General features: G+C 72.6%; 8 protein-coding genes. 7 read left to right on the plus strand and 1 reads right to left on the minus strand.

The window, feature by feature from the left end:
• Positions 1-695: 695 nt before the first annotated feature.
• The 4 genes from QSK45_RS01250 (at position 696) to QSK45_RS01265 (ending at position 15,252) form a co-directional block, all read left to right on the plus strand.
• Positions 696-1,976 (plus strand): MFS transporter, encoded by a 1,281-nt coding sequence (locus QSK45_RS01250; RefSeq protein ID WP_285552316.1) that lies wholly within the window; start codon positions 696-698, stop codon positions 1,974-1,976.
• Positions 1,973-5,320, plus strand: coding sequence for a type I polyketide synthase (locus QSK45_RS01255; RefSeq protein WP_285552318.1), 3,348 nt, complete (start codon positions 1,973-1,975; stop codon positions 5,318-5,320). The genes QSK45_RS01250 and QSK45_RS01255 overlap by 4 nt, the downstream gene beginning before the upstream one ends.
• Complete coding sequence (locus QSK45_RS01260; RefSeq protein WP_285552319.1) at positions 5,317-12,750, plus strand: MupA/Atu3671 family FMN-dependent luciferase-like monooxygenase; 7,434 nt, start codon at positions 5,317-5,319, stop codon at positions 12,748-12,750. Before QSK45_RS01255 ends, QSK45_RS01260 begins: the two co-directional genes overlap by 4 nt.
• 471 nt (positions 12,751-13,221) lie before the next feature.
• A complete protein-coding gene (locus QSK45_RS01265) occupies positions 13,222-15,252 on the plus strand; it encodes an N-6 DNA methylase (RefSeq protein WP_285552320.1) in 2,031 nt (676 codons plus the stop codon).
• A gap of 5 nt (positions 15,253-15,257) precedes the next feature.
• Here the strand turns inward: QSK45_RS01265 and QSK45_RS01270 are convergent, their stop codons facing one another.
• Entirely contained in the window at positions 15,258-16,745 is a 1,488-nt protein-coding gene (locus tag QSK45_RS01270) for a serine/threonine protein kinase (protein WP_285552322.1), read from the minus strand.
• A 150-nt stretch (positions 16,746-16,895) separates the two neighbouring features.
• On the opposite strand from QSK45_RS01270, the gene QSK45_RS01275 reads away from it, so the two are divergent.
• The 3 genes from QSK45_RS01275 to QSK45_RS01285 are packed head-to-tail and all read left to right on the plus strand — an operon-like array spanning position 16,896 to position 23,309.
• Positions 16,896-18,539, plus strand: coding sequence for a PD-(D/E)XK nuclease family protein (locus tag QSK45_RS01275; RefSeq protein ID WP_285552323.1), 1,644 nt, complete (start codon positions 16,896-16,898; stop codon positions 18,537-18,539).
• Positions 18,536-19,711 (plus strand): pPIWI_RE_Y domain-containing protein, encoded by a 1,176-nt coding sequence (locus tag QSK45_RS01280; RefSeq protein ID WP_285552325.1) that lies wholly within the window; start codon positions 18,536-18,538, stop codon positions 19,709-19,711. The genes QSK45_RS01275 and QSK45_RS01280 overlap by 4 nt, the downstream gene beginning before the upstream one ends.
• Positions 19,704-23,309, plus strand: coding sequence for a pPIWI_RE_Z domain-containing protein (locus tag QSK45_RS01285; protein WP_285552327.1), 3,606 nt, complete (start codon positions 19,704-19,706; stop codon positions 23,307-23,309). The genes QSK45_RS01280 and QSK45_RS01285 overlap by 8 nt, the downstream gene beginning before the upstream one ends.
• Positions 23,310-23,312 lie beyond the last annotated feature (3 nt).

A 23,312-nucleotide genomic window follows, 5' to 3' on the forward strand; every position in this document is an offset into this window, starting at 1 on the left:
CTGCGGTCCCTCGGTCCATGAGATCAGGAGAAACGGGCAGCCGGCTCACGGCAGCCGCGGGTCGGAAAGGGGGCGCGCCAAGAGGACGACGATCTTCCGACCGGGTACCTGCTCATGCTAGCCACACTGGCGCGCGAGAAGATCTGACTGGCTGCGCAGTCAGCCGGTGAGCCGAGTTCGTCGTGAACCAGCCGCTCCAACTTCCTTCCGTGATAGAGGAGATGACGGGCCCATCGACCTCTTGACACACGGCGTCGGAGATACGAACACCACTGACGCCATGTCAGAACCGCAACAAATGGACCTCATCCAGACGCCGACCCCAAACAGCCGTAGCCACTTTCCAGCCAACTGTTCGAACCGCCGCGATCGCACCGGCCCGGTCCCGCCGCGGCCCCGGGGCTCGGCGATCGGCGAGACCGCGCGCGGCCGAGGGCATGGGCAGGACCACCCGCGCCGACGGCTCCGCCAGCGGAACCACGACTCGATCCTCGCGATCGGGGCTTCGCCGGGCCGGACGGCCCCGCCGTGCGGTGCCGGAACCGCCCCGCCACCGGAGCCATGACCACCTGGCCTTGAGCCGGACCCGTTCCCGTGCGCCCGGGTGTGAACGGCGTGACGCGTGGGAAATGTTGGCGCGACACGCGGACGACGAACACGACCACGTCCGTGTCGGCGTGAAGAGGGGGGATGGGATGCGGTACTTCCGGCTGCTGGTCGCGGGCAACGCGATATCCGCCTACGGCAGTTATCTGAACATGGTGGCGCTGAACGTGTTCGTCTACGACGTGACGCACAGCGCCCTGGCGGCCGGGGTGTTCATGGCCGTCCGGCTGGTGTCCGGAGTGGCCTCCGGATTCGTGAGCGGACGCCTGGTGTCGTCGTTCGACCGCAAGCGGCTGATGGTCGGCGCCGACGTCTGCCAGGGCGCCGCCCTGCTGGTGCTGCTGCTGGCTCCGGACGGCGCCCGGGTCGCCCTGCTGTACGGGCTCGCCCTCGTCACCGGTTGCTGCTCGACGCTGTCCCAGGTCGCGCTGCGCAGCAGCGTGCCGGAGATCGTCGGCGCGGAGCACCGGACCCGGGCCAACGGACTGCTGGTCACCGGCCGCTCGATCGCCATGATCGCCGGCTTCGCCTCGGCCGGTGTGGTGGTCGCCGGACTCGGCTACACCTTCGCGTTCACCCTGGACGCCCTGACGTTCGCGGTCTCGGCGACCGTCCTCCTCCTGCTCCCGATCCGTACCCGGGCGGCCTCCTCCGGTCCGGCGGGCGGGGAGAGCCCCGAGGGCGGCGCGGAGCCGGCCGGCGGCGGGACACGGCTGCTGGTGAGGGCGGTCGGTCCGGTGCTCCTGGCGATGATCGCGGTGCGCGCGGTGGACGGGCTGGGCTCCTCCTCGCACAACGTCGCCCTGCCGGTGTACTCGAGCATGCTCGACCCGGCGCATCCGGCCACCTTCGTCAGCCAGTTCTGGGCGACCTGGGCGATCGGCAACCTCGTCACCCAGCAGGTGCTGACGGTGCTCACCCGCCGCTCCGGGTGGACGCCCGGGGAGCGCGCCTTCGCGCTGGGTGCCTGTGTGATGTCGGCCTGCTTCATCCTGGTGTTCTGCTCGCTGCCCACCCTCGCGGCCATCGCGGTCGCGCTGGTCGCCGGGGGCGCGGACGGGTTCACCGAGGTGGTGTACGTCTCCCGGCTGCAGACGGCGCCCGACGAGCAGCGCGGGCGCCTGTTCGGGCTCTCGGCCTCGGCCGAGAACGGCGGCTTCGGCCTGGGCATGCTGGTCAGCGGCGCCCTGATGGAGTCGTTCACCCCGCTGACGGTGGTGGCCTGGCTGCACGGAGTCGCCATCGTGCTCTGCCTCGCCCTGCTGCTCTGGCTGGTCGTCCGCGGTCGGCGGCAGGTCCCGCGGGAACTCCCGGCGGACGGAACCGAGCGGTTGCCGAGGACCGCCGCGCCGGAGGGGTCCGGCCGATGAGCGGATCCCCCGACCCCCGCATGGCGGTCATCGGCATGGCCTTCCGGCTCCCCGGGGCGGACACGCCCGAGCAGTTGTGGCGGATCGTCCGCGACGGCGAGATCCGCATCACGCACTTCGGCCGGGAGGAGCTCGCGGCCGCCGGCGTGCCGCCCGAGCTGTACACGCGCGACGACTTCGTCGGCGCCTCGGCGATCCTCGACGACATCGCGGGGTTCGACGCCCGGCACTTCGGGATGAGCGCCCGGGAGGCCGAACTCACCGACCCGCAGCACCGGTTGTTCCTGGAGTGCGCGCAGCACGCACTGGAGGACGCCGGTTATCCCGGCGAACGGGACGGCACCCGGATCGGCGTGTTCGCCAGTACCGGCTACCACCTGTACTCCATGCAGAACTACCTGCTCAACAACGTCCTTCCGGACCGGGAGATGACCGACTGGCTGTCCCGGATGCAGGTCATGGTCGGCAACTACGCCGACTTCACCGCCACCCGGACCTCCTACCGGCTGGGCCTGACCGGCCCGTCCGTCAACGTCCAGACGGGCTGCTCCAGTGCCCTGGTCGGCGTGCAACTCGCCGCCCAGTCGCTGCTGTCCGGGGACTGCGACGTCGCGCTGGCCGGCGCCACCGCGATCCACCTGCCGCAGGTCCTCGGCTACCACTACGTCAAGGGTTCGATCCTCTCCAAGTCGGGGCGGTTGCGGGCCTTCGACGCCGCCGCGGACGGCACCGTCGGAGGCACCGGTGTGGTGGCCGTGGTGCTCAAGCGGCTCGAACGGGCACTGGCGGACGGCGACACCGTCCACGGGGTCGTCCGAGGCTGGGGCATCAGCAACGACGGCTCGCGGAAGCGGGCGTACACCGCCCCCAGCGCCGAGGGGCAGCGCGAGGCGATCCGCCAGGCCCTCGCACGGGCCGGGGTCGGCGCGGACACCATCGGTTACCTGGAGACCCACGGCACCGGCACGCTCAAGGGCGACCCGATCGAGTTCGAGGGCGCGACCGCCGCCTTCCGGGAGGACACCGAACGCATCGGCTACTGCGCGCTCGGCGCCGTGAAGGCCAACATCGGGCACCTCGACGTCGCGGCGGGGCTCGCCGGACTGGTCAAGACCCTCCTGGTGCTGCGGCACGGTGTGATCCCCCCGGTGGCCGGGTTCAGCGAGCCCAACCCGCTGCTCGCCCTGGACGGCAGCCCGTTCCGCATCCCGCGTGAGGCCACGCCGTGGCGCCAGGGCGCCACCCCGCGCCGCGCGGGTCTCACCTCGCTCGGGGTGGGCGGAACCAACGTGCACCTGGTCCTGGAGGAACCACCGGAACCCGCGCCCCGCACCGCGCGCCACGCGGCCCCGGACGTGCTGCTGGTGTCCGGGAGCTCGGCCGAGGCCCTGGCCGCCAATGCCCGCGCGCTGCGCGACCGGCTCCGGGAACGCCCCGCCCTGCCGACCGCCGACCTGGTGACCACCGCCGCGTTGGGCCGTACCCACGGACGGCACCGCGCCGCCGTACGCGGCGACCGGGCGGGCGCGCTGGCCGAGGCCCTGGACGCCTGGCTGGAGGGCGCGGGCACCTCGGCGGCCGGTCACGCCACGACCGCGGCGGTGCCTCGCGAGGGCGCGCCCCGGGTGGTGTTCCAGTTCACCGGCCAGGGTTCCCCGTACCCGGGGATGGCGGCCGCCCTCCACGACCGGTTCCCCGTGGTGCGGGAGGTGCTGGAGGTCTGCGACCGCGCCCACCGGGAGGAGACCGGGGACCCGTTGCTGCCCGTGCTCCTGGAGGACGGGGCAGGCGTCCGGGAGGCGTTGCGGCGGACCGATCTCGCGCAGCCCGCGCTCTTCGCGCTGCAGTGCGCGCTGGTGCGGCTCTGGCACGAGGCGGGCGTGGTGCCCGACGCCGTGACCGGTCACAGTGTCGGCGAGTACGCCGCCCTGCACGCGGCGGGGGCGCTGTCGCTCGCCGACGGCCTGAGGCTGGTCACCGCTCGCGGCCGGTTGATGCAGCGGTCGTGCGCCTCCGGTGCGATGGTGGCCGCGGCGCTCGACCGCCACTCCGCGCTCGCCCTCGCCGCGGCCGTTCCGGGAGCGGAGGCGGCCGTGACCAACGGCGCGCGGGCACAGGTACTCGCCGGGCCCGTCGCCGTGGTGGAACGTTTGTGCTCGCTGCTGGAGGCGCAGGGCACCCCGCACGAGCGGCTGCCGGTGGACCGCGCCTTCCACACCGAGCAGATGCGGCCGATGCTGGAGGCGTTCCGGGCCGTGCTGGACGAGGTGCCGTTCGCGCCGACGCGTCTGACGTTCGTCAGCGCCCTCGACGGCATCGCCCGTCCCGCCGGCTGGGTCCCCGACACCGGCCATCAGGTGCGGCACACCAGGGAACCGGTGCGCTTCGACAAGGCGTTGCGCGCCGTCGGCGAGCGGTCGCCGGACATCCTGCTGGAGATCGGGCCGCACACCACACTCAGCTCCCTGGCCCGGCGCGCCCTGCCCGACGTGCGCACGGTCGCGTCACTGCGCCGGGGCGCCGGCCTCGGCGCGCTGTGGGGCGCGGCGGCGGAACTGCACTGCGCGGGTGCGGACGTCCGCTGGGAGCTGTTCCTCGACGGCTGTGGCGGACGGAGGATCCCCCTGCCCGGCTACCGGTTCCAGCACCGGAACCACTGGACGGGGCCCCGACCCGGGGTCCCGCAGGACGCAACGACCACAGGAAAGGAGTGCCCCGTGGCAGCGGAGCAGGTGGAGCGTGAGGCACTGGTGGAGCGGATACTCGGCGCCATCGTGGAGTCGACCTCCCGGAATTTCGGTGAGGACCCCTCCGCGGTGGCAGCCGACACGACCTTCTTCGATCTCGGGGCCGACTCGCTGCAGATGATCAACGTGCTGCGCGAGTTGGAGAAGGAGTTCGAGGTCAAGGTCACCATGCGGGAACTGTTCGAGGAGACGGGCACCCCGCGACTGCTGGCCCGGCTCATCGCCGAGCGGGTGCCGGCGGGGATGCTGACGGCCGCGGCGCCGGCCCCGGCTGAGGGCCTCGCCCCGGCGGACGCCCCGGCCCCGTACGCGCCACCCGCCCCCGCCCCGGTCGCCGCCCCCGCCCCGGTCGTACCGCCCGTCACGGCACCGGCCGCGGTCGCCCCGGCCACGGCCGTGGCCGCCCCTCCGGTCGCTCAGGACGTGGCCCCCGCTCCGGTCGCCGGGGATTTCGTGACCCGCGGCGAGCTGGAGGAACTCGCCCGCCGGGTGGGCCAGTTGTCGCAGATACAGCTCCAGATGATGTCCCAGCTGTCCCAGCTGCTCGCTCTGCAGACCGCCGCGGTGACGGGGCGGCCGACCGAGGTGGCCCGGTGAGCGATCTCGACGGACTGACCGCTTCCCTGGACCGCGACCTGGCGGCCATGACCGACCTGGCGGGGCGCATCGCCGGCCAACTGGGCACGCCCGCGTCCGCGCCCGCGGCCCCGGAGGCGCCGTCCACCCCACCCGCCGAGGTGCACGGCCCCCGGGTGACCGTCGCCCCCGGCTCCGGCATGGTGCGGGACGCCTCGCCCCGGTCGCAGCGCGCCCATCTGGACGACCTGGTACGCCGCTTCACGGCGAAGACCCCGACCTCCAAGAGCATCGCCGCCCGTCACCGCCGTGTCCTGGCCGACAGCCGCGCGGTCGTCGGCTTCCGCCGGGCAACCAAGGAGATGCTCTACCCCCTGGCGGGCAGCAGCGCGAGCGGATCGCGGCTGGAGGACGTCGACGGCAACTCCTACGTCGACATCACCATGGGCTTCGGCGTCCTGCTCTTCGGCCACGAGCCCGACTTCGTCCGCGAGGCGGTCCGCGAGCACCTGGCACGCGGCATCCGGCTCGGGCCCCGCAGCACCGAGACCGGCGAGGCCGCGGAACTGCTGGCCGAGATGACCGGCATGGAGCGGGTCGCCTTCGCCAACTCGGGGACGGAGGCCAACGCCGCCGCCATCCGGCTGGCCCGCGCCGCCACCGGCCGGGACCGCGTCGTCACCTTCAAGGGCGCCTACCACGGGCACGCCGACAACGTGCTGGGCCGCCCGTCCGGCGAGGGCACCGTCCCCGTCTCCCGGGGCATCCCGCAGAGCGCCGTGGCGGACCTCACCGTGCTCACCTACGGCAGCGAGGAGGCGCTGGAGGCGATCGAACGGGACGCCTCCCGGATCGCCGCGGTCGTCGTCGAGCCGGTGCAGAGCCGCCACCCGGCCCTCCAACCGGTGGAGTTCGTCCGCCGGCTCCGGGAACTGACCAGCCGGCACGGGATCGTGCTGCTCTTCGACGAGATGCTCACCGGATTCCGGCCCGCGCCGCGCGGCGCGCAGGAACTCTACGGAGTCGTCCCCGACCTGGCGACCTACGGAAAGCTGATCGGGGGCGGCTTCCCGATCGGCGCCATCGCGGGCCGCGCCGACATCCTGGACGGTGTCGACGGCGGCTACTGGGAGTACGGTGACGACAGCACACCCCCGGCCGACACCACCTTCTTCGGCGGCACCTACCTCCAGCACCCCGTCTCGATGACCGCCGCGCGGGCCGTCCTGGGGCACCTCAAGGAGCACAGCCCCACTCTGCAGGAACGGCTCAACGCCCGGACCGCCGCCCTCGGCACGGAACTCAACGCCTTCTTCGAAGAGGAGGAGTTCCCGCTGCGGGTACGGTGGTTCGGCTCGCAGTTCCGCTTCGAGCACCGCGCGGACATGGAGTTGCTGTACCACCACCTGCTGCTGCGCGGGGTGTACGTCTGGGAATGGCGCAACTTCTTCCTGTCCACGGCCCACACGGACGAGGACGTTGCCTTCGTCGCCGACGCGGTCCGCGACTCCCTGCGCGAGCTGAGAGCGGCGGGCTTCTTCCCCACCGGCCGCCCCACCGCCGCCGGACCGGCTCACCGCGCCACCGCGTCGGTGCCCGGCACCGCCTCCGCGCCGACGGCCCACCGAAGCTCCGCCACGCCCCCCGCCGCCGACCCCGCCCCGGCGCCGGCTCCGGCGCCCGCCACGCCGCCGGCTCCCGCGCCGGCACCGCACTCCGAGCCCCCCTCGACCGCCGCGCCCGTCCCGGCCTTGGCCGCACCGCGATCCGGCTCGGGAACCGGGGCGGAGACGGCGTCCGCACCCTCCCGTCGCGGAAAAGTCCGGCGCACCACACCGGACTTCAGCCTCTACTTCTTCGGCGACTACCCCCGGTCAGGCGACGACGACCGCGAAGGACGCTACGAACTGCTCGTCGAGGCCGCCCGGTTCGCGGACGAGCACGGCTTCCACGCGCTCTGGATGCCCGAACGCCACTTCAACTCCTTCGGCGGGCTGTTCCCGAACCCCGCCGTGCTCGCCGCGGCCCTGTCCCGCGAGACGCGGCGGGTCCGCCTCAACGCCGGCTCCGTGGTGCTGCCGCTGCACGACCCGATCCGGGTCGCCGAGGAATGGTCGATGGTCGACAACCTCTCCGGCGGCCGCGTCGGCCTCGGCGTGGCGAGCGGCTGGAACGCCAACGACTTCGTGTTCTTTCCCGAACGGTTCGGCCGCCACAAGGAGGAGATGTACCGGCAGGTGGACGAGGTGCGCCGGTTCTGGCGCGGCGAGCCCCTGCTGCGCACCACCGGGGACGGCGACCGCGAGGTCCGGCTCTTCCCCCGCCCGGTGCAGGACGCCCCGCCCATGTACACCGCCGTGGTCGGCAACCCGGCCTCCTACGAGCAGGCGGCCCGCCACGACCTCGGCATCGTCACCAACCTGATGACCCAGAGCGTCGAGCAGCTCGCGGAGAACATCGCCCGCTACCGCGACGCCCGCGAGCAGCACGGCCTCGACCCCGACGCCGGGCGGGTCGCAGTCCTTCTCCACACCTACCTCGGGGAGTCCCACGACACCGCCCGCGCCGAGGCGTTCGAGCCGATGGCCCGTTACATGCGGGCGTCCTTGTCGCTGTTCAACGGAGTGACCAACAGCCTCGGGCACCAGGTCGACCTGTCCACCTTCAGCGACGCCGACCTCGACACCCTCTTCCGCCAGGCCTACGGGCGCTACTGCGACCAGAGGTCGCTGATCGGCACGGCGGAGAGCGTGCAGCCCGTGGTGGACGCGGTCGCCGCGGCGGGCGCCGACGAGATCGTGGCGCTGGTGGACTTCGGCGTCCCGTCCGGCCTGCTGCGGTCCGGGCTGCCGCACCTCGACGCCCTTCGTCGCCGCACCCGGCAGCGGGCCGCGAGCACCGAGGCGCCCCTGTCCCCCGGTCAGGAACGGATCTGGTTCCACGAGAACCTGCTGCCCGGCCGCACCGCGTACAACGAGGTGAAGGCCGTCCGCCTCGACGGCCCCCTCGACACGGCAGCCCTGCGCGAGGCGCTGCGCGCGCTCGTCGCCCGGCACGCGAGCCTGCGCACCGTCTTCGGCGAGTTCGGCGGGGAACCCCGTCAGGTGGTCCGCGAGGCGGGCGAGTTGGACTTCGCGGTCGTGGACGGCGGCGACGACGGGGACGCCGCCGTCGCGCGCGTCCTGGCGGAGGAGAGCGCACGCCGCCACGACCTCGCCGAGGGGCCGCTGTTCGTCACGCGCCTGGTGCGTACCGGCCCGGATCGGCACGTCCTCGTCCTCTCGTTCCACCACCTGGTGGTGGACGCCGCGTCGGCGACCGTGCTCAGCGGCGATCTCTCCGCCCTGTACAAGGCCGCTCGTGACCGCACGGAGGCCGAACTCGCGCCCCTGACCTGGAGTTACGCCGAACACGCGGCTGACCGCCGGGCCGCCGGGGACGGCCCCTCGGCCGCCGCCGACCTCGCTCACTGGCGGAACGTCCTGGGCGGTCCGCTGCCGGTGCTGGAGCTGCCCACGGACCGTCCACGCCCGCCGGTGATGACCTCCAACGGCCGCGCCGTCTTCCGGACCCTGGACGCCGGGCTGTCCCGGAGGCTGCGGGAGCTGAGCCGCGCCAACCGGAGCACCCTGTTCATGACCCTCCTCGCCGGGTACGCCGCGATGCTGCACCGGGTCACCGGGCAGGAGGACATCGTCGTGGGCACACCGGTCTCGGACCGGCCGGAGCACGCGGAGGGACTGGTCGGGTTCTTCGTCAACACCCTCGCCCTGCGTTTCGACCTCTCCGGCGACCCGTCCTTCCGCACTCTGCTGCGGCGGGTCAGGTCCGTGGCCCTCGACGCCTACGACCACGCGGGGGTCCCCTTCGAGACGGTGGTGCGGGAACTGTCCCCCGAGCGCCGGACCGACCGGACCCCGGTGTTCCAGGTGCTCGCCGAATTCCAGCCGGCCGAGCCCTTCCGCTTCGATCTCCCCGGGATCGCGGCCACCCCGCTGGACACCGGCCCCGACAAGGCGCTGACCGACCTCACCGTCTACTTCACCGACCAGCCGCAGGGCATCCGCTGCCACCTCGAGTACAACAGCGACCTGTTCGACCCGGAGACCGTCGACGGCTTCTTCACGGTCCTCGACGACCTGCTCACCGCGGCGGTCGACGCCCCGGACACCCCGCTCTCCGCGGCAGTCCCGACGGCGGCGGACGGCGACCCGGTACCGGAGAGCTGGGAGCACGGGCCGGAGCGTCCGGTGGACGCCACCACCCTCCACGCGTGGGTGGCGCGGCGGGCCGAGGAACGGCCCGACGCGCCGGCGGTCCTCGACCGCGGCTCGGTGCTGACCTATCGCGAGCTGGACGAGCGCGCGCGCCGTCTCGCGGCCGCGCTCCGGGAGCAGGACGCCCTCGCGGACGACCCGGCCGCGGTGGTCGCCGTCAGGCTGCCCCGTTCCGCGGACCTGGTCGTCGCCGCGCTGGCCGTGCTGAGGACGGGCCGCGCCTACGTGCCGCTCGACCCGTCCCTGGGCGCGGCGCGGGCGGCCCAGGTGATCGCCGAGTGCGGGGCTCGGGCGGTGGTGTGCCGGCCGGAGGCCGCGGCCGAACTCGGTCTGCCCACCACGGTCGCCGTCGTACCGCCCGACGCGGGCCCCACGGGACCCGTCGACGCCACCGTGTCCGCCGTCCCGCAGGCCCCGGACGGCGCCTCCCCCTGCTGCGTCCTGTACACCTCCGGCAGTACCGGCGTGCCCAAGGGGGTGGTGCTCACCCACCAGGGCCTCGTCGACCTCTGCCAGTGGCACCACCGGCGGTTCGGCCTCCGGGAGACCGACCGCTCGGCACTGGTCTCCAGCCAGAGCTTCGACGGCTCGCTGCTCGAGCTGTGGCCCGCGCTGACGGCCGGGGCGTCCGTCGCCGTGGCCGACGACGAGGTCCGTCGCGACCCGCGCGACCTGGCGCGCTGGTACGCCGCCCGACGTGTCACCGTCTCCTTCCTCCCCACCGCGCTCGGTGAGCAGGTGCTGCGCCTGCCCGCCGAGGACCAGCCGCCGCTGCGGGTCCTCATGCTGGGCGGTGAGGCGTTGCGCGCCCGGCCGCGCCCGGAGGCGGCCTACGAGACGGTGAACATCTACGGACCCACCGAGACGACCGTGCTGTGCACCAGCGACACGGTCACCCCGGACGGCGAGGGCCCCATCCCGATCGGCCGGCCGATCGACAACGTGCGCCTGCGGGTGGTGGACGACGCGGACAAGCCGGTGCCGGTCGGCGCGGTCGGTGAACTGCTGGTGGGCGGACCGGGGCTGGCACTCGGCTACCGCGGGCTTCCCGTCCTGACGGCGGAGCGCTTCACGGCCGACCCCGTCGGCGGGGACCCGGCGGGCGACCGCTTCTACCGCACGGGTGACCTGGTGCGGTGGACGCCCCTGGGGCGGCTGGAGTTCGTGGGGCGCCGCGACGACCAGGTCAAGATCCGCGGTTTCCGGGTCGAGCCGGAGGAGGCCGCCCGCGCGCTGAACGAGCTGACCGGTGTGGCCCGCGCCGTGGTCCTCGGGCTGCGGCGGGACAACGGTGAGGCGTATCTCGCGGCGTACGTGGAACCGGACCGCGCGCTCGGAGACGACCGTGCGGAGCGGGAGGCGTTCGCCGGACGCCTGACGGCGGAGCTGGCGGCACGTCTGCCGGACCACCTGGTTCCGCGCGCCTGGCGGATCGTCCCGGTGCTCCCGCTGACCGGGACCGGCAAGCTGGACCGCGACGCCCTTCCCGCGCCCGACCTGATCACCCCTGCCGCCCGGCCCGCGAGTCCCGCGGAGCCCGTGAAGGCCACCGAGCCGGTGAACGCCGTCGAGAACGGAACGACCGGGTGCCACGGCGAGCACGGCACCACGCAGAGCGCACGCCCGTCCGGCACGGGCAAACGCGGCCGGATCGAGCGGCGGCTGTGGGATTTGTGGGCCCAGGAGTTCGGTCTCGCACCCGAACAGCTCGGTACCGACGCCCATTTCTTCGACCTCGGCGGCCACTCGCTCAGCGCCATGCGGCTGGTCAACCGGGTCCGCGAGGAGTGGGGCGACGACTACCCGATGGCCCTCTTCTACCAGGAGCCCACCCTCGGCGCGATGGCGGCCCGCCTCGCCGGCAGCGGTGCCGCCCCCGCCCTGCGGGAGGGCCCGGCCACCGAGACGCAGGCCCGGTTCGCCGAACTGCACGCCGTCCACGACCGGCCCCAGGTGTTCAACGTCGGCCTGCGCGTCACCCTCCGGGGGCCGCTCGACGAGGACGCCCTGCGCCGCGCCCTGGACGGGCTGGTGGAGCGTCACGAGGCGTTGCGCACCCGGCTGGTGCGCGACGGGGACGGCGCCTGGCGGCAGGAGGTGCTCGCCCCGCGTCCGGTGGACTTCCCGGTGGAGGACCTGACCGGCCTGTCCGGTCCGGACCGCGAGGCCGCGCTGGGCCGGGCGGCCGAGCGGGCCGCCGAGACGCCGCTGGACCCGTCCACCGGTGAGGTGCTGTCCGCGAGGCTGGTGCGCACCGGGGAACAGGAGCGGACGCTGCTGCTGGTGCTGCACCACTGCGCCTGCGACGGGTGGTCGGTGAGTCTGCTGCTGCGCGAACTCGCCGTCTTCTACCGGGCCTTCGTGGACGGCACGGACCACGGGCTGCCGCCGGCCCCCCAGCAGATCGAACACGCCCACCGCGAGGCCGAACGGGACGCCGCCACCTTCGGGCGCCGTCTCGATTACTGGCTGCGGGAGTTGGAGGGGGCCGACTTCTCGGCGACCGTGCCACCGGACCGGCGGCGCCCCGAGGCCCTGAGCGGGCGGGGCGGCGTGGTGACGTTCACGGTGCCGGCCGAGGTGCGGGCCGACGTGCAGCGGCTGGCCGCGCGGCGCGGCACGACCCCGTTCGCGGTGACGGCGGCCGCCCTGGGCCGCACGATCGCCGGGGAGACCGGCGCCGCCGACGTCCTGCTGAACGTCTCCTACGCCAACCGGCAGAGCAGTGCCGACGAGGCACTGGTGGCCTGCACGGTCACCGGGTTCACCCTCCGGGTGAGGAACGCGGCCGCCGGCCCCTTCGCCGACCTGGTGGACCGGGTGTCCCTCACGGCGCTGCGGGGCATGGACCACGCCTTGCCGGCCCGCCGCGTCGCGCCCGCGATGCGCGAGCGCACCGGGGCGGAGATGCCCGCCATGCTGCCCCTCGGGTTCGCCTACCAGAGCTCGCTGGACACCGGACTGGCCCTGCCCGGGATCACCGCGTCCGTGGAGGACCTGGCACCGGCCGCGGCCCGTTCCGAGCTCATCGTCGTCCTCATCCCGACGGGGGATGTGCTGGAGGGGGCCGTGGAGTACTCCTCGGATCTCTGGAACCGGGAGACGATCGAGTCCTGGACCGACCAGTACATCGGGGTCCTGCGCAAGGCGGTGAGGGAGGCACTGGACGGCTGACGCCGCGCGGGGTCGGCTACGTGGGGTGAGTTCCGCGCCGGCGCGGAACTCACCCCCCGCGCGCAACGGGCCGCCCCGGCGTCGTCGCCGACGACGCACACGAGACGAGGACCCCGACCGTCGGGTCGGGGTCCTCGTCAGCGTATCGTCGGTGGTTGTGTCCGAGGGGGGAGTCACCGGATCACGGCAACCGTCCTGTACCACGTGGCCCATGCCGACGGAACCCTCGACGACCTGATCCGGTTGCTACTGCATCCGATCCCCAGGGGGACCGCGTGCCCGGCACAACGAGCTCCCGGATCGTCATGCACATGAGGTGTTCGAGGGGCTGCGCGATCGGATCGGATGACGCCTGGGCCGGGTAACCGGAGTGGCTCCCAAGCATGTGCGTAAACTCAGTCAAAGAACGCGCCCTCAATGCAGGTGATCACGGATCCATGGGCGCTAGGCTGCCGAGCTCCGGAGGAAATCATGTCCGCAACCGCAGGGCCACCCCCGGTTGTTGTCGTCACCCTTGCGGAGATCGCCCGCATCGCGGGAGTCGGACGCGCCGCCGTCAGCAACTGGCGTCGACGGTACGACAGCTTCCCCTCTCCTGTCGGCGGCACCGACACAAGTCCGCAGTTCTCCCTTCCCCAAGTCGAGGAGTGGCTCAGGCGGGAGAACAAACTCAAGACGGCGCCGAACCCGCTCGACCGGCTCTGGCCGGAATACGAGTCCCTGGGGGACCGAGAAACGACAGGCCTGCTGGTGGCCCAGGTGGGACTCCGGCAGAGCGGTGTCACGACAGGCGAGCCGGCGGCGGGGCCGCTCCTTGATCAGCGTCAGAACCGCCTCTTGGAGCGCACTCTCGAACTGGCTGATCCGGACGAGGAGCAAAGGCCCTTCGACTTCCTTCTGGAGCGGTGGCTCCGTACGCACGTACGGCAGATCACGACGACTCCCGTGCAGCTGGCTGGGCTCATGGCGCAAGCCGCAGCCATGAACCACCCAGGCCCTGTACGGACCGTGCTGGATCCGGCCTGCGGGGCGGGGACGTTGCTCGTCGCAGCCGGCCGGCAGTGGGGTGCTGACCGTGCTGCGGGATTGCGTTTCCTGGGCCAGGACAGCGACGCGGTTCTGGTGGAGCTGGCCAAGGCGCGCCTCGCGGTCGGCGGGTTCACCGAGCGTGACCTGTCCAACGTATCGTTGGCAGCGGGTGACACGCTGCGGGCCGATGCCCATTCCGGAGCGCAGGTCGACGTGCTTCTTTCCGACCCACCGTCGAACGAGCGTGACTGGGGCCACGCGGAACTCGCCACAGACCCGCGCTGGGTCTATGGGCAGCCTCCGCGCACCGAGCCGGAACTCGCCTGGGTTCAGCATGCCGCGGCAGCTCTGGCTCCTGGCGGCGTCGCGGTTCTCATGCTGCCGCCCGCTGTGGCGGCGCGCCGCGCGGGCCGCCGGATCCGGGCCGGTCTCCTGCGGTCCGGCGTGCTCCGGACCGTGATCGCCCTGCCTCCCGGTGCCGCCCCGCCCTATGGTGTCGGACTGCATCTGTGGATCCTGTGCGCGGACGGTGCTCTCGGCCGGGGCGGAGCGGACGGCGCAGAGCTCACCTTCGTGGACACCACACACGCTGCTCGTCCCGTGACCGCCGACAGGGGCGGCGTTGACTGGTCCGCCGTGACGGAGCAGATAGTGGGGGTCCTCGGCGGCACAAGCACGCTGGGCAGCGTCTCGGTGCCCGTGGTCGACCTGCTGGACGACCAGGTGGACCTCACGCCTGCACGGCGTGTTCCGAGGACGCGGGCCGCCACCATCGTCGACATCAGGCGCCTCTGGACGCGGTTCGACGCGCACATGAGGGAACTGCGCGATGCCACCGACGCCCTGTCCGCACTCGTACCCGCGGACGGCGGCGAGACGGTTCCGCTCATCAGCGTCGGCGAGCTCGAACAAGCCGGAGCCCTGGAGATCCGGACCGGGCAGGGCTTGCCCGAGTCACTGGTGCGCCGCGGGGAACGCCAGGAGGACGAGGCGCGCGTCCTCACGGGTGCTCCGCTGTCCGGGCAGGCGCAACTGTGGCTTCCGGCGGCGGTGGTCGCGGCGGGCGAGCGGGATGGATCGCTCACGGTCACAGCGTCCCAGGACGTCATCGTCTCAGTGCTGGCCCGGGCCTTCGACGTACGGGTGGACACCGACGCCCCGTCCGTCCTGGGGCCCCAGCTCGCGGCGCTCAGGGCCAATCCCGCGGTCCTCGACCCATGGTTCCTGTCCGGCTGCTTGCGTGCCCCGGCCAATGTGCACAGGGCCGGCACGCACGCGTCCACCACGTCACGCATCGACGTACGGCGTCTGCACATTCCAAGGCTCTCACTGGAGGAACAGCGGCGGTACGGGGAGATCCACCGGAAGATCACCGCCTTCGAACGCGAGATGACCGATATGAAGAGCGTGGGCGGCGAGTTGAGCCGGGCGCTGGGGGACTTGCTTGCCGCTGGGCATCTTCCCCGGAGCTAGTCCGGCTACAGCTCGGAAAGCCGGACGAGGAGGTCCGTCACCTCCGCTTGGTAACCGGATTCCGCCAGCTCGAAGGCGACCTCGCGACAGCGGCTCGTCAGCCGGCCGGAATCCGGTACGGCGACGAGCGGCAGGCTGTGCACCACTGCGCGCCAGCCGCTGAACGCCCCGGCGAAGTCCCCCTCGGGCATCAGGCACTCGGCGATCCCGAGGCGGGCCTCCAGCACGAAAGGATCCGAGGGGTCTCCGTTCCCGGCCACGTGCTGGTACTGCTCCTTCGCCTCACCCGTACGACCATCCAGTCGAGCGGCATCGGCACACACCAGCCGCCCCTGCAGGACGATCGGCTCGCGGGCCCCCCAGTCCGCCACCGCCTTGGGCAGCAGGTCGTTGAGCTCGGCACAGCGGGCACCAGGACCGTCGGCGAGCAGTTCCGCCCGGGCCTGGGCGATCCGTCCCGCGAACTGGTTGCGCCCCAGCCACCCGCCACGACGGCGGAGCGGACGCCGCGCTACGGCACGGGGTGTGGGTCGCGCATCCGGCGGGCCGGCCACCGCACTCTCCCGCAGGCGATAGCGTGCGGTCGGGTCCGGAGCCAGTTCCGGATCCGGGGCCGGGTCGCCTGGCTTCGGCAGGAAGTCACGCAGGACGTCCAGCACCTCGTCGATGGTGTCGGGACGGTCCGCCGGGGCCTTGGCGAGGAGGTCCCAGACCAGGTCGTCCAGTTCCTCGGGAATGCCGACGTTGATGCTCCGCAGGCGCGGCGGCAGGTCCTCGAGGTGCTGGGTGCTCTTGTTCCGATCCGGCTTGTCCTCGAATGGCCTTTCACCGGCGAGGAGTTCAAAGAGCACGCAGCCGAACGCGTAGAGGTCCACCGAGGCGGAGATGTCCTGCTGGCCCCGCAACTGCTCCGGGGCCATGTACCCGGCACTGCCCGGAGTTTCACCCAGCGCGGTGTAGCGGGTTGCGTCGGGGTCGGTGAGGTGAGCGATGCCGAAGTCCAGCAGCTTCACCGCTCCGTCCGCGAAGGCGATGACCACGTTGCCCGGTTTCAGGTCGCGGTGCACCACGCCGTTCTCGTGCGCGTGCCCCAGGGCTTCGGCGACCTGGACGGCGACAGCGACAGCGGCGTCGAACGGGAACGGCCGGCGCGTGTCCAGGAATTCGCGCAGGCTGATCCCCTGGACGTACTCCATGACGAGGTAGGGCTCCTCGCCCAGGTAGCCGCGGTGCAACAGACGCGGGATCCCGGGGTGCTTCAGCACCTCGAGGATCGCGCCCTCGCGTTCGAACCGTTTGAGCAGCTCGACCCGGTGTCGCGCGCGCTCCGCAGGAGTGAATCGGCCCTGCGTGTAAGCGTCGAGCCGCAGCACCTTGACGGCGACCGACTGCCCGGTCACCAGATCGGTGGCCGTCCAGATGGTGCCCATGCCGCCTTGGTCGAGCGCTTCCTCGACTCGGTAGCGGCCGTCGAGGACTTCCCCGGCTTCCACGCCTCACCCCCGGCTTTTCATGACACGGTGTCAGCCACACTGTAGCGGTTCACGGATCACATGGAGCGAATCGCTTGACTTAGTTCACAGGAATACGCTTCCCTGGGTGTGTTGGCGCTCTCGTACCACCACACCCGTAAGGGGTGCATCGTGCCGCTCCACCTGCCTCCGCCCGGAACGAACGGAGACATCCGACTCATCCGCACCTCGCTGCCACTGCTGCGCGAGGACCCTCAGGACTGCCCGCGCGGCAACGCCCTGCGCGCCAGGGCGTTGCTCGCCCAGGTTCCGCCGCGCCGACGGGGGAAGCCCGTCGAGGACTTCGCCCTCGGTCCGGTCATGAGCGTCCTGGACGCGGTCGAGCACGAGGGAGAGGACGCCGACAGCGCCTTGACGCGGCTTCTGAAGCATCAGAAGTACCACGCCGGGCACGTAAGTTGGACAGAATCAGCCGTTCGGTCCTACCTGCTGGCGCGCGCGGAGCGCGAAGCGCAGCGGCGCGCGCTCGGGCGTCCGCCGACCCTGCCGGTCCGCGCCCAGTGGACAGCCATCACCGAGAGCGAGGTACCGGACGCCCGCGGGGCGATCCGCTACGAGCGCACGGCGTGGGGACGACGGTACGCGTCCGCCGACGGGTCGGAGCGCGAGATGTGGCTGATGTCCGTGAATTCCGTCAAGGGGGACCGGCCGCCCGCCGAGATCGCGGAGGCGGCGGCCGTGGCAGCGACGGGCATCCCCTCCCGGTCGGCCTTCCGGGACATCTTCCGTCCCGCCGCCGGCAGCACCGTGCGCCCGAGGCGGGTCCGGATCATCGGCATCGGCTGCGGCAGCGGCGATCACGACGTGCTGGCCGACTGGGGTGCCGACGAGGCCGAGCGGCGGTTCACCGAGGACGCCAAGCCCGTGCTGCGCCGGGTGATCGAGGACGACCGGCTCAATCCCGGTTCCAGCTGCACGCGCTGCGAAGGTCTGGCTGCCTGCGAGCAGCCGCCCCGGGCCCCCGGCGTTCTCGGAGTCCCCGGGCCGCGCCGCCCCCGCGCCCGCCGCTCCGTGTCCGCGAGCGACCTGCGCGTCCATGCGTCCTGTCCGGCGCAGTTCCACCTCACCCGCGTACTGCACCTGAAGTCCGGGGACCCGGAGAGCGAGCCGATCCGCAGGGGACGCGCGGTCGACGAGTGGCTCAACATCCGTCACGAGAACGGATGCTGCCGCACGGCCCCCCTCCCGGACGCCCTTCCCGGCCTCTCCCCCGCCGAACTGCCGACCGCCCTCGCCCTACTCGCCGAGCACCAGCGGGCCTGCCCTCTCGACGGCCTGCTGTCCGACCAGGCCGTACGGGTGCAGCCGCGCCTGACTGCGTACGACCCCGAACTGGACGTCGTCCTGATCGCCGACCCCGACCTCCTCTACACCCGCTCCGGAGGCTGGATCTGGCACGAGACGAAGACGGCTGCAAAGCCTCCCTGGCAGGGGCGCGCGTTGATGGAGACGTACCCGCAGCTCGCCTTCGCGGTGCTGATGATGTCCGCCGGAGTACCCGGTGGTGATCCGCGCCGGTCGCTGATCGAGCTGGAGGTGCTGTACCTGGACGCGAAGGGCACCGGGAAGTCGCGCTGCGAGGAGATCGATCCCGGTGATCCGGACACCCTGGCCGAAGCACGCCGCATCATCGCCGGGCTCGCCGGCCCCTGGGCGGTGGACGAGACCTACGCGCCGACGCCCGGCGGTCACTGCGGCGGCTGCGACATGATCACCCACTGTGCGGCCGGCCGCGCGCGTCTGGAGGCACGGTGACCGCGACGACCGGCAACGAAATACCGCCGCGCGACACTGACTGGTTCGCCCATCGCGGCATTCCTCTCATGCGGACGCTGGCCACCGCTCTCACTGTGCTCGACGCGGCCACCGGCCCTGACGCCTTCGCCCTGCCCTACCCGCCCGAGGTGCAGCGCGCCCTCGACCGGACGGTGCTGGCCTGCTTGGAGCGCGGGGCCGAACCTCCGGTGAGCCTTCCGGACCTGCTGTCGTGGTGCCGCGAGCGGCCGGTGGCCGACTGGCCGGTGGACCTGCCGGCCGAGGCGGCCGGACCGGACGATCTGCTGCTCGACCCGAACTCCTCACGCCCGACCGAGCTGTGCTACGAGTGGGCGGAGCAGTTCTCCGACAGCGCGCTGGTTCTCTACGACCGTGAGATCGTCCGCGCCGCGCTGCGGTTGTGCCGCGAGTACGGCGAGGAGGACGCGTACACCGAGTTCCGGCGGCTCCTGGTCACCCGGCCCGTCCTCACCTCGGCCGAGGAGTGGGCCGTGTCGTTGGACCATGTGCTCGACCCGGTGAAGGAGCTCCTGAGCCGCATCTACCGCCCTGTCCCGGACAGCTATCTGCGCGGTGACGTCTACGCGACCTGCGGCCGGTGTCTCACCCTGCTGACGCCGCTGCCCGACGGCGGCTGGTGGTGCGAGCGGGACCGCTGCCGCCGCCGGGGTCGTCCGCCGGTGGGGCGCCGCATCCCGCAGGAGGAGGCCGGTGAACTGCTCCAGCTGGCAAGGCCGTTGCGTCAGTTCGTCACCGGTCCGGGGCGGGCGGAGATACAGCTGGAAGGGCGGCTCACCGGGCTCGGGCTGAAGGTCCGGATGTGGCCGGCATACGACGCCTACGACATGCACGTCACCTTCCCCGACGGCTGGGTCTGGGCGGTGGACGTGAAGGACTGGGCTCATCCGGCGTTCCTGGGGCGGGCCGCCCGTCCGGTGCCGCAGGAACCCCGGTACGACGAGGCGTTCTGGGTGGTGCCGCAGGACCGCGTCGACGACCGGCCGGGCTACATCGCCACGTACGAGCGCAACCGCCCAGCAGCCGCGCGCCGTGTTCCGTTGCTCACCGACACTCACCTGCTCGCCCGCGCCGAGGACCGGCTCGCGCGGGTCGGCGGAGCCACGCGTAAGGAGGAGACCGGCGATGCGTGACCGCGACAGTTGGCACCACCCAGTCAGCCGGGAGGTCGCCCGCTTGTGGGACGAGGTTCCCGACGAACTCGGCGATGTGAAGCCCGGCCTGCTGTGCCAGGCGGAACTGGCCCTGCGGATCCTGGAGCGCATCGCGCCGGACGAGCCCGCCCGCGGTGCCTACGTCCTGCTCGGCGGTTACGAGTTCGCCGCCGCCCGGGGATACGTGTCCTGTCCCGAGCACGAGGTCATGCTTAGCGCGGGCCGTCATCTGCTGTGGCACCTGCGCCGCGGCCGCGCCTGGGAGCGCACGCTGGAGACCTACCGGGCCCTGCCGGACCGGCTGCGGGCCTATGAGGTCCTCGCGCTCGACCGGCCGGCGCGACGACGCGAGCCGACCGTCGCCTCGGACCGATTCGCTGTGTACGACGTCGCCCTCGCCGCCCTGCCCCCGTTGGCCCGCAAGGAGCTGCCCCTGGCCCCGGCGGGGCGCGCCACCTTCGTCGACCGGCGCCGGCCCGCCTCCGTGACGCTGCCCGAGGAACTACGTCCCGACCCGGTTCCCGGTCATGATCCGGAGGCGGGGCGGCCGGGGAACGGTGAGCCGCTCGCGGTCAGCCGGGCCGACCTCGTCGAGACCGCCCACTGGATGGACGCGACGGAGCGGGAGAACGAGGTCGAGAACCCGGGTCACTGGGAGGACCGCCTCACCGAGCTGCACATCTTCCCGCGTGATGCGGACAGGCTGGGCTTTTCACAGGAAGGCGATCTCCACCTGGACGGGCTGCTACACCTGGCCGGCATGGTTGGTGCGGGCAAGTCGACCTTGATGACGCTGATCGCAGTCTGGGGAGCCCGCCGGACTCCGGCGCTGCGCACCACGCTCGTCGTGGGCGACGTGGCCGAACAACTGCGTCTGACCGCTCTGCTCCGCGATCTGGGGCTGACCGCCACGCCGGTGCTGGGTCTGACCACGCGGGAGACGCATGTGCAGCGGCTGCACCGACGGCTCGCCTCTCGCGGCGTGCACAACCTGCTGGACCACGACGACCCGGGCTTCGACCACCTGAGCACCGTGTGCGTGGTGGACGCCCTGCGCGGCACCGAGGCGGCGCAACCCCTGCGGTTCGCGGACGCGCCGTGCACCTCGCTCTACCCGGAGAAGAAGCGCACCCAGGACGAGAACCCGGTTTCCGGCGCGCTGCCCGGCCCCTACCGGCCGGGACAGCGGCGCTCCCCGTCCGAGGGCGACCGCCCGGCGGAGGTGAAGGGAGCCCCGCACGGGTGCCCCCTGTGGTACGCGTGCCCGCGTCACCGTGCGGCCCGGGAGCTGGTCGACTCTCTGATCTGGGTGGCCAACCCGGCAAGCCTCGTGCAGTCGGCCGTGCCGCGCCACTTGGGCGAGGAGCGACTGCGCCATCTGGAACTGGCCTGCCTGCGCAGCGACATCATCGTCGTGGACGAGGCCGACTCGGTGCAGATGAAGCTGGACGAGATCTTCGCGCCCTCGGCGACGCTGGTCTCTCCCGGCCCCGAGTCCTGGCTGGACCAGGTACAGACCCATCGTATCGAGGAGCTGTCCCGGCAGGGCCGGCTGCCGCTCACCGACCAGGAGGTCGAGCGCTGGTCCGCCTCGCTCACGGTGGTCCACGCCGCCACGGACCGCCTGTACAAGCTGCTGATCTCCGACGCCGACCTGCGCGAGTGGGCCGACATCGAGTACTTCAGCCCCTGGACGCTCCAGGAGAAGCTGCTCGGCTCCTGGTTCGCGCAGGACTCCGATGTCGGCGCCCCGGACGGCGTGTCCGACGAATCGGAGCTGTACGAGGCGTACGAGGACGACGTTCCGGAGCCCGAGTCGGCCGGGCCGGAGGCGGACGCCCACCGGGCCGAACTGACCGAGCGGTTCGACGACTTCCGGGACGATCCCCTGGGCGGCCGAGGCCCGTACGGCAATGTGACGGACGAACTGGTGCGCCTCGTCCAGGACCTGCTGACCACGCTGTCCTCCTCAGGCACGCGCGAGCGGGTCCTCGCCGTGCTGCGCCCGCTGCTCGCGGACACCCCCGCGTCCGTGCGGGCCCAGGACGAGGCGTGGCTCGACCTGACGGCCCGGCACCTGGAGTTCATGCTGCTGCTCAGCGCCCTGCACCAGCGTCTCGACCGGCTGGTCTTCCTCTGGCCCCAGGTGGAGGCCGCCCTGCACCTGGACTCGACCGGCAACGAGCTGTCCCGCCGTCCGCCGCTCGACTACGCCCCGCTGGTCCCGGAGGCTCCGATGGGCAACGTCCTGGGGTTCCAGTACCTGCCGGACGAGCGGGAACGCGATGTCGAGGGGCGGCACAGCGGCACCCTGCGCTTCTTCAGGTGCGCGGGTGTGGGTCGCGAACTCCTGCTCTGCCTGCCCGACGTGGGTGCCGACCCGGGCCGCGGCCGCAGGGGTCCGCACGTCGTGCTGATGTCCGGCACCAGCTGGGCGGGCACCTCGACACGCGCGCACGTGGTCGCCCCGGTGGGCGCGGTGCTCACCCCGTCACCACGGTCCCTCAAAGCCGTGAGCGAGTCGGAATTCAGTACGCACTTCCTGTACGACGAGGAGGGCCGCCCCCTGAGCCTGTCGGGCACCGAGCCGAAGGCCCGGCCCGCGGCCTGCCGGGCGATGGTCAGCCGGCTCGGGTCGCCCGGCCGGGGCGGCGCCCCGAGCCCGTTGGAGCAGGAACTGGCCAGGGTCGCCGACAGCCGCCGGCGCCGGGCGATCCTCCTGGTGGGCAGCTACAAGGAGGCGCACACCGCGGCGGAGGTCCTGCACGAGATGGAGCGCTGGCACGGCCGCGTGCGGGTGCTGGCCCCCGACGACGCAGACCTGGAACAGGCCGTACGCGGCTCGGCACCGCCCAAGCCGGAAGCGGAGCGGGTCACGGCGTTGCGCCGGGGTGATCTCGCCACGTTCGCCCAGGATCCCACGGCGGAGATCCTCGTGGCCCCGCTGATGGCGGTGGAACGCGGGCACAACATCCTCAACGCCCAGCGCAACGCGGCCTTCGGCACGGCCTTGTTCCTCGCCCGGCCGCATCCACGCCCGGACGACCTCGCGCTGGCCGTGTTTGCGATCAACGACTGGGCGGCCCGTTTCGCCCGCGACGAGCCCAGGCTGCCGCAGGGCACGTTCGGCAAACTGGTCATGGCCGCTACGGACCTGGACGCGGCCGGGCTGGCCTTCCGGCATGTGGCGCGCGCCGAGTGGCGCCGGCTGCTGTCCCGCCGCTACATCTACTCCCGCCTGTCCGACCACGAGAAGACGTCCTTCACCTGGGACCAGCTGGTGACGATCTGGCAGGTCATCGGCCGTCTGGTGCGGGGTGGGGTGCCCGCCCGCGTGGTCTTCGTGGATGCCCGGTTCGCGCCGCGTACGGCCGAGTTGCTGTCCCCCGGCGCCGCGGCGGCGCCGCTGCCGCAGGAGGACGGCCTGCTGACCGGTCTGCGGGACGTGCTCGCCCCCTACTTCGCGGGAGGCGCTACGCCGCCCGACTGCCCCGATCCGGCGGACCCCGCGGTCGCCCGGCTGCTGTACGCGCCGCTGTACAAGGCGCTGCGCGAGATCGAACACCACACGCCCTGACCT

Source organism: Streptomyces hygroscopicus subsp. hygroscopicus (genome assembly GCF_030269125.1).
GTDB lineage: Bacteria > Actinomycetota > Actinomycetes > Streptomycetales > Streptomycetaceae > Streptomyces > Streptomyces hygroscopicus_C.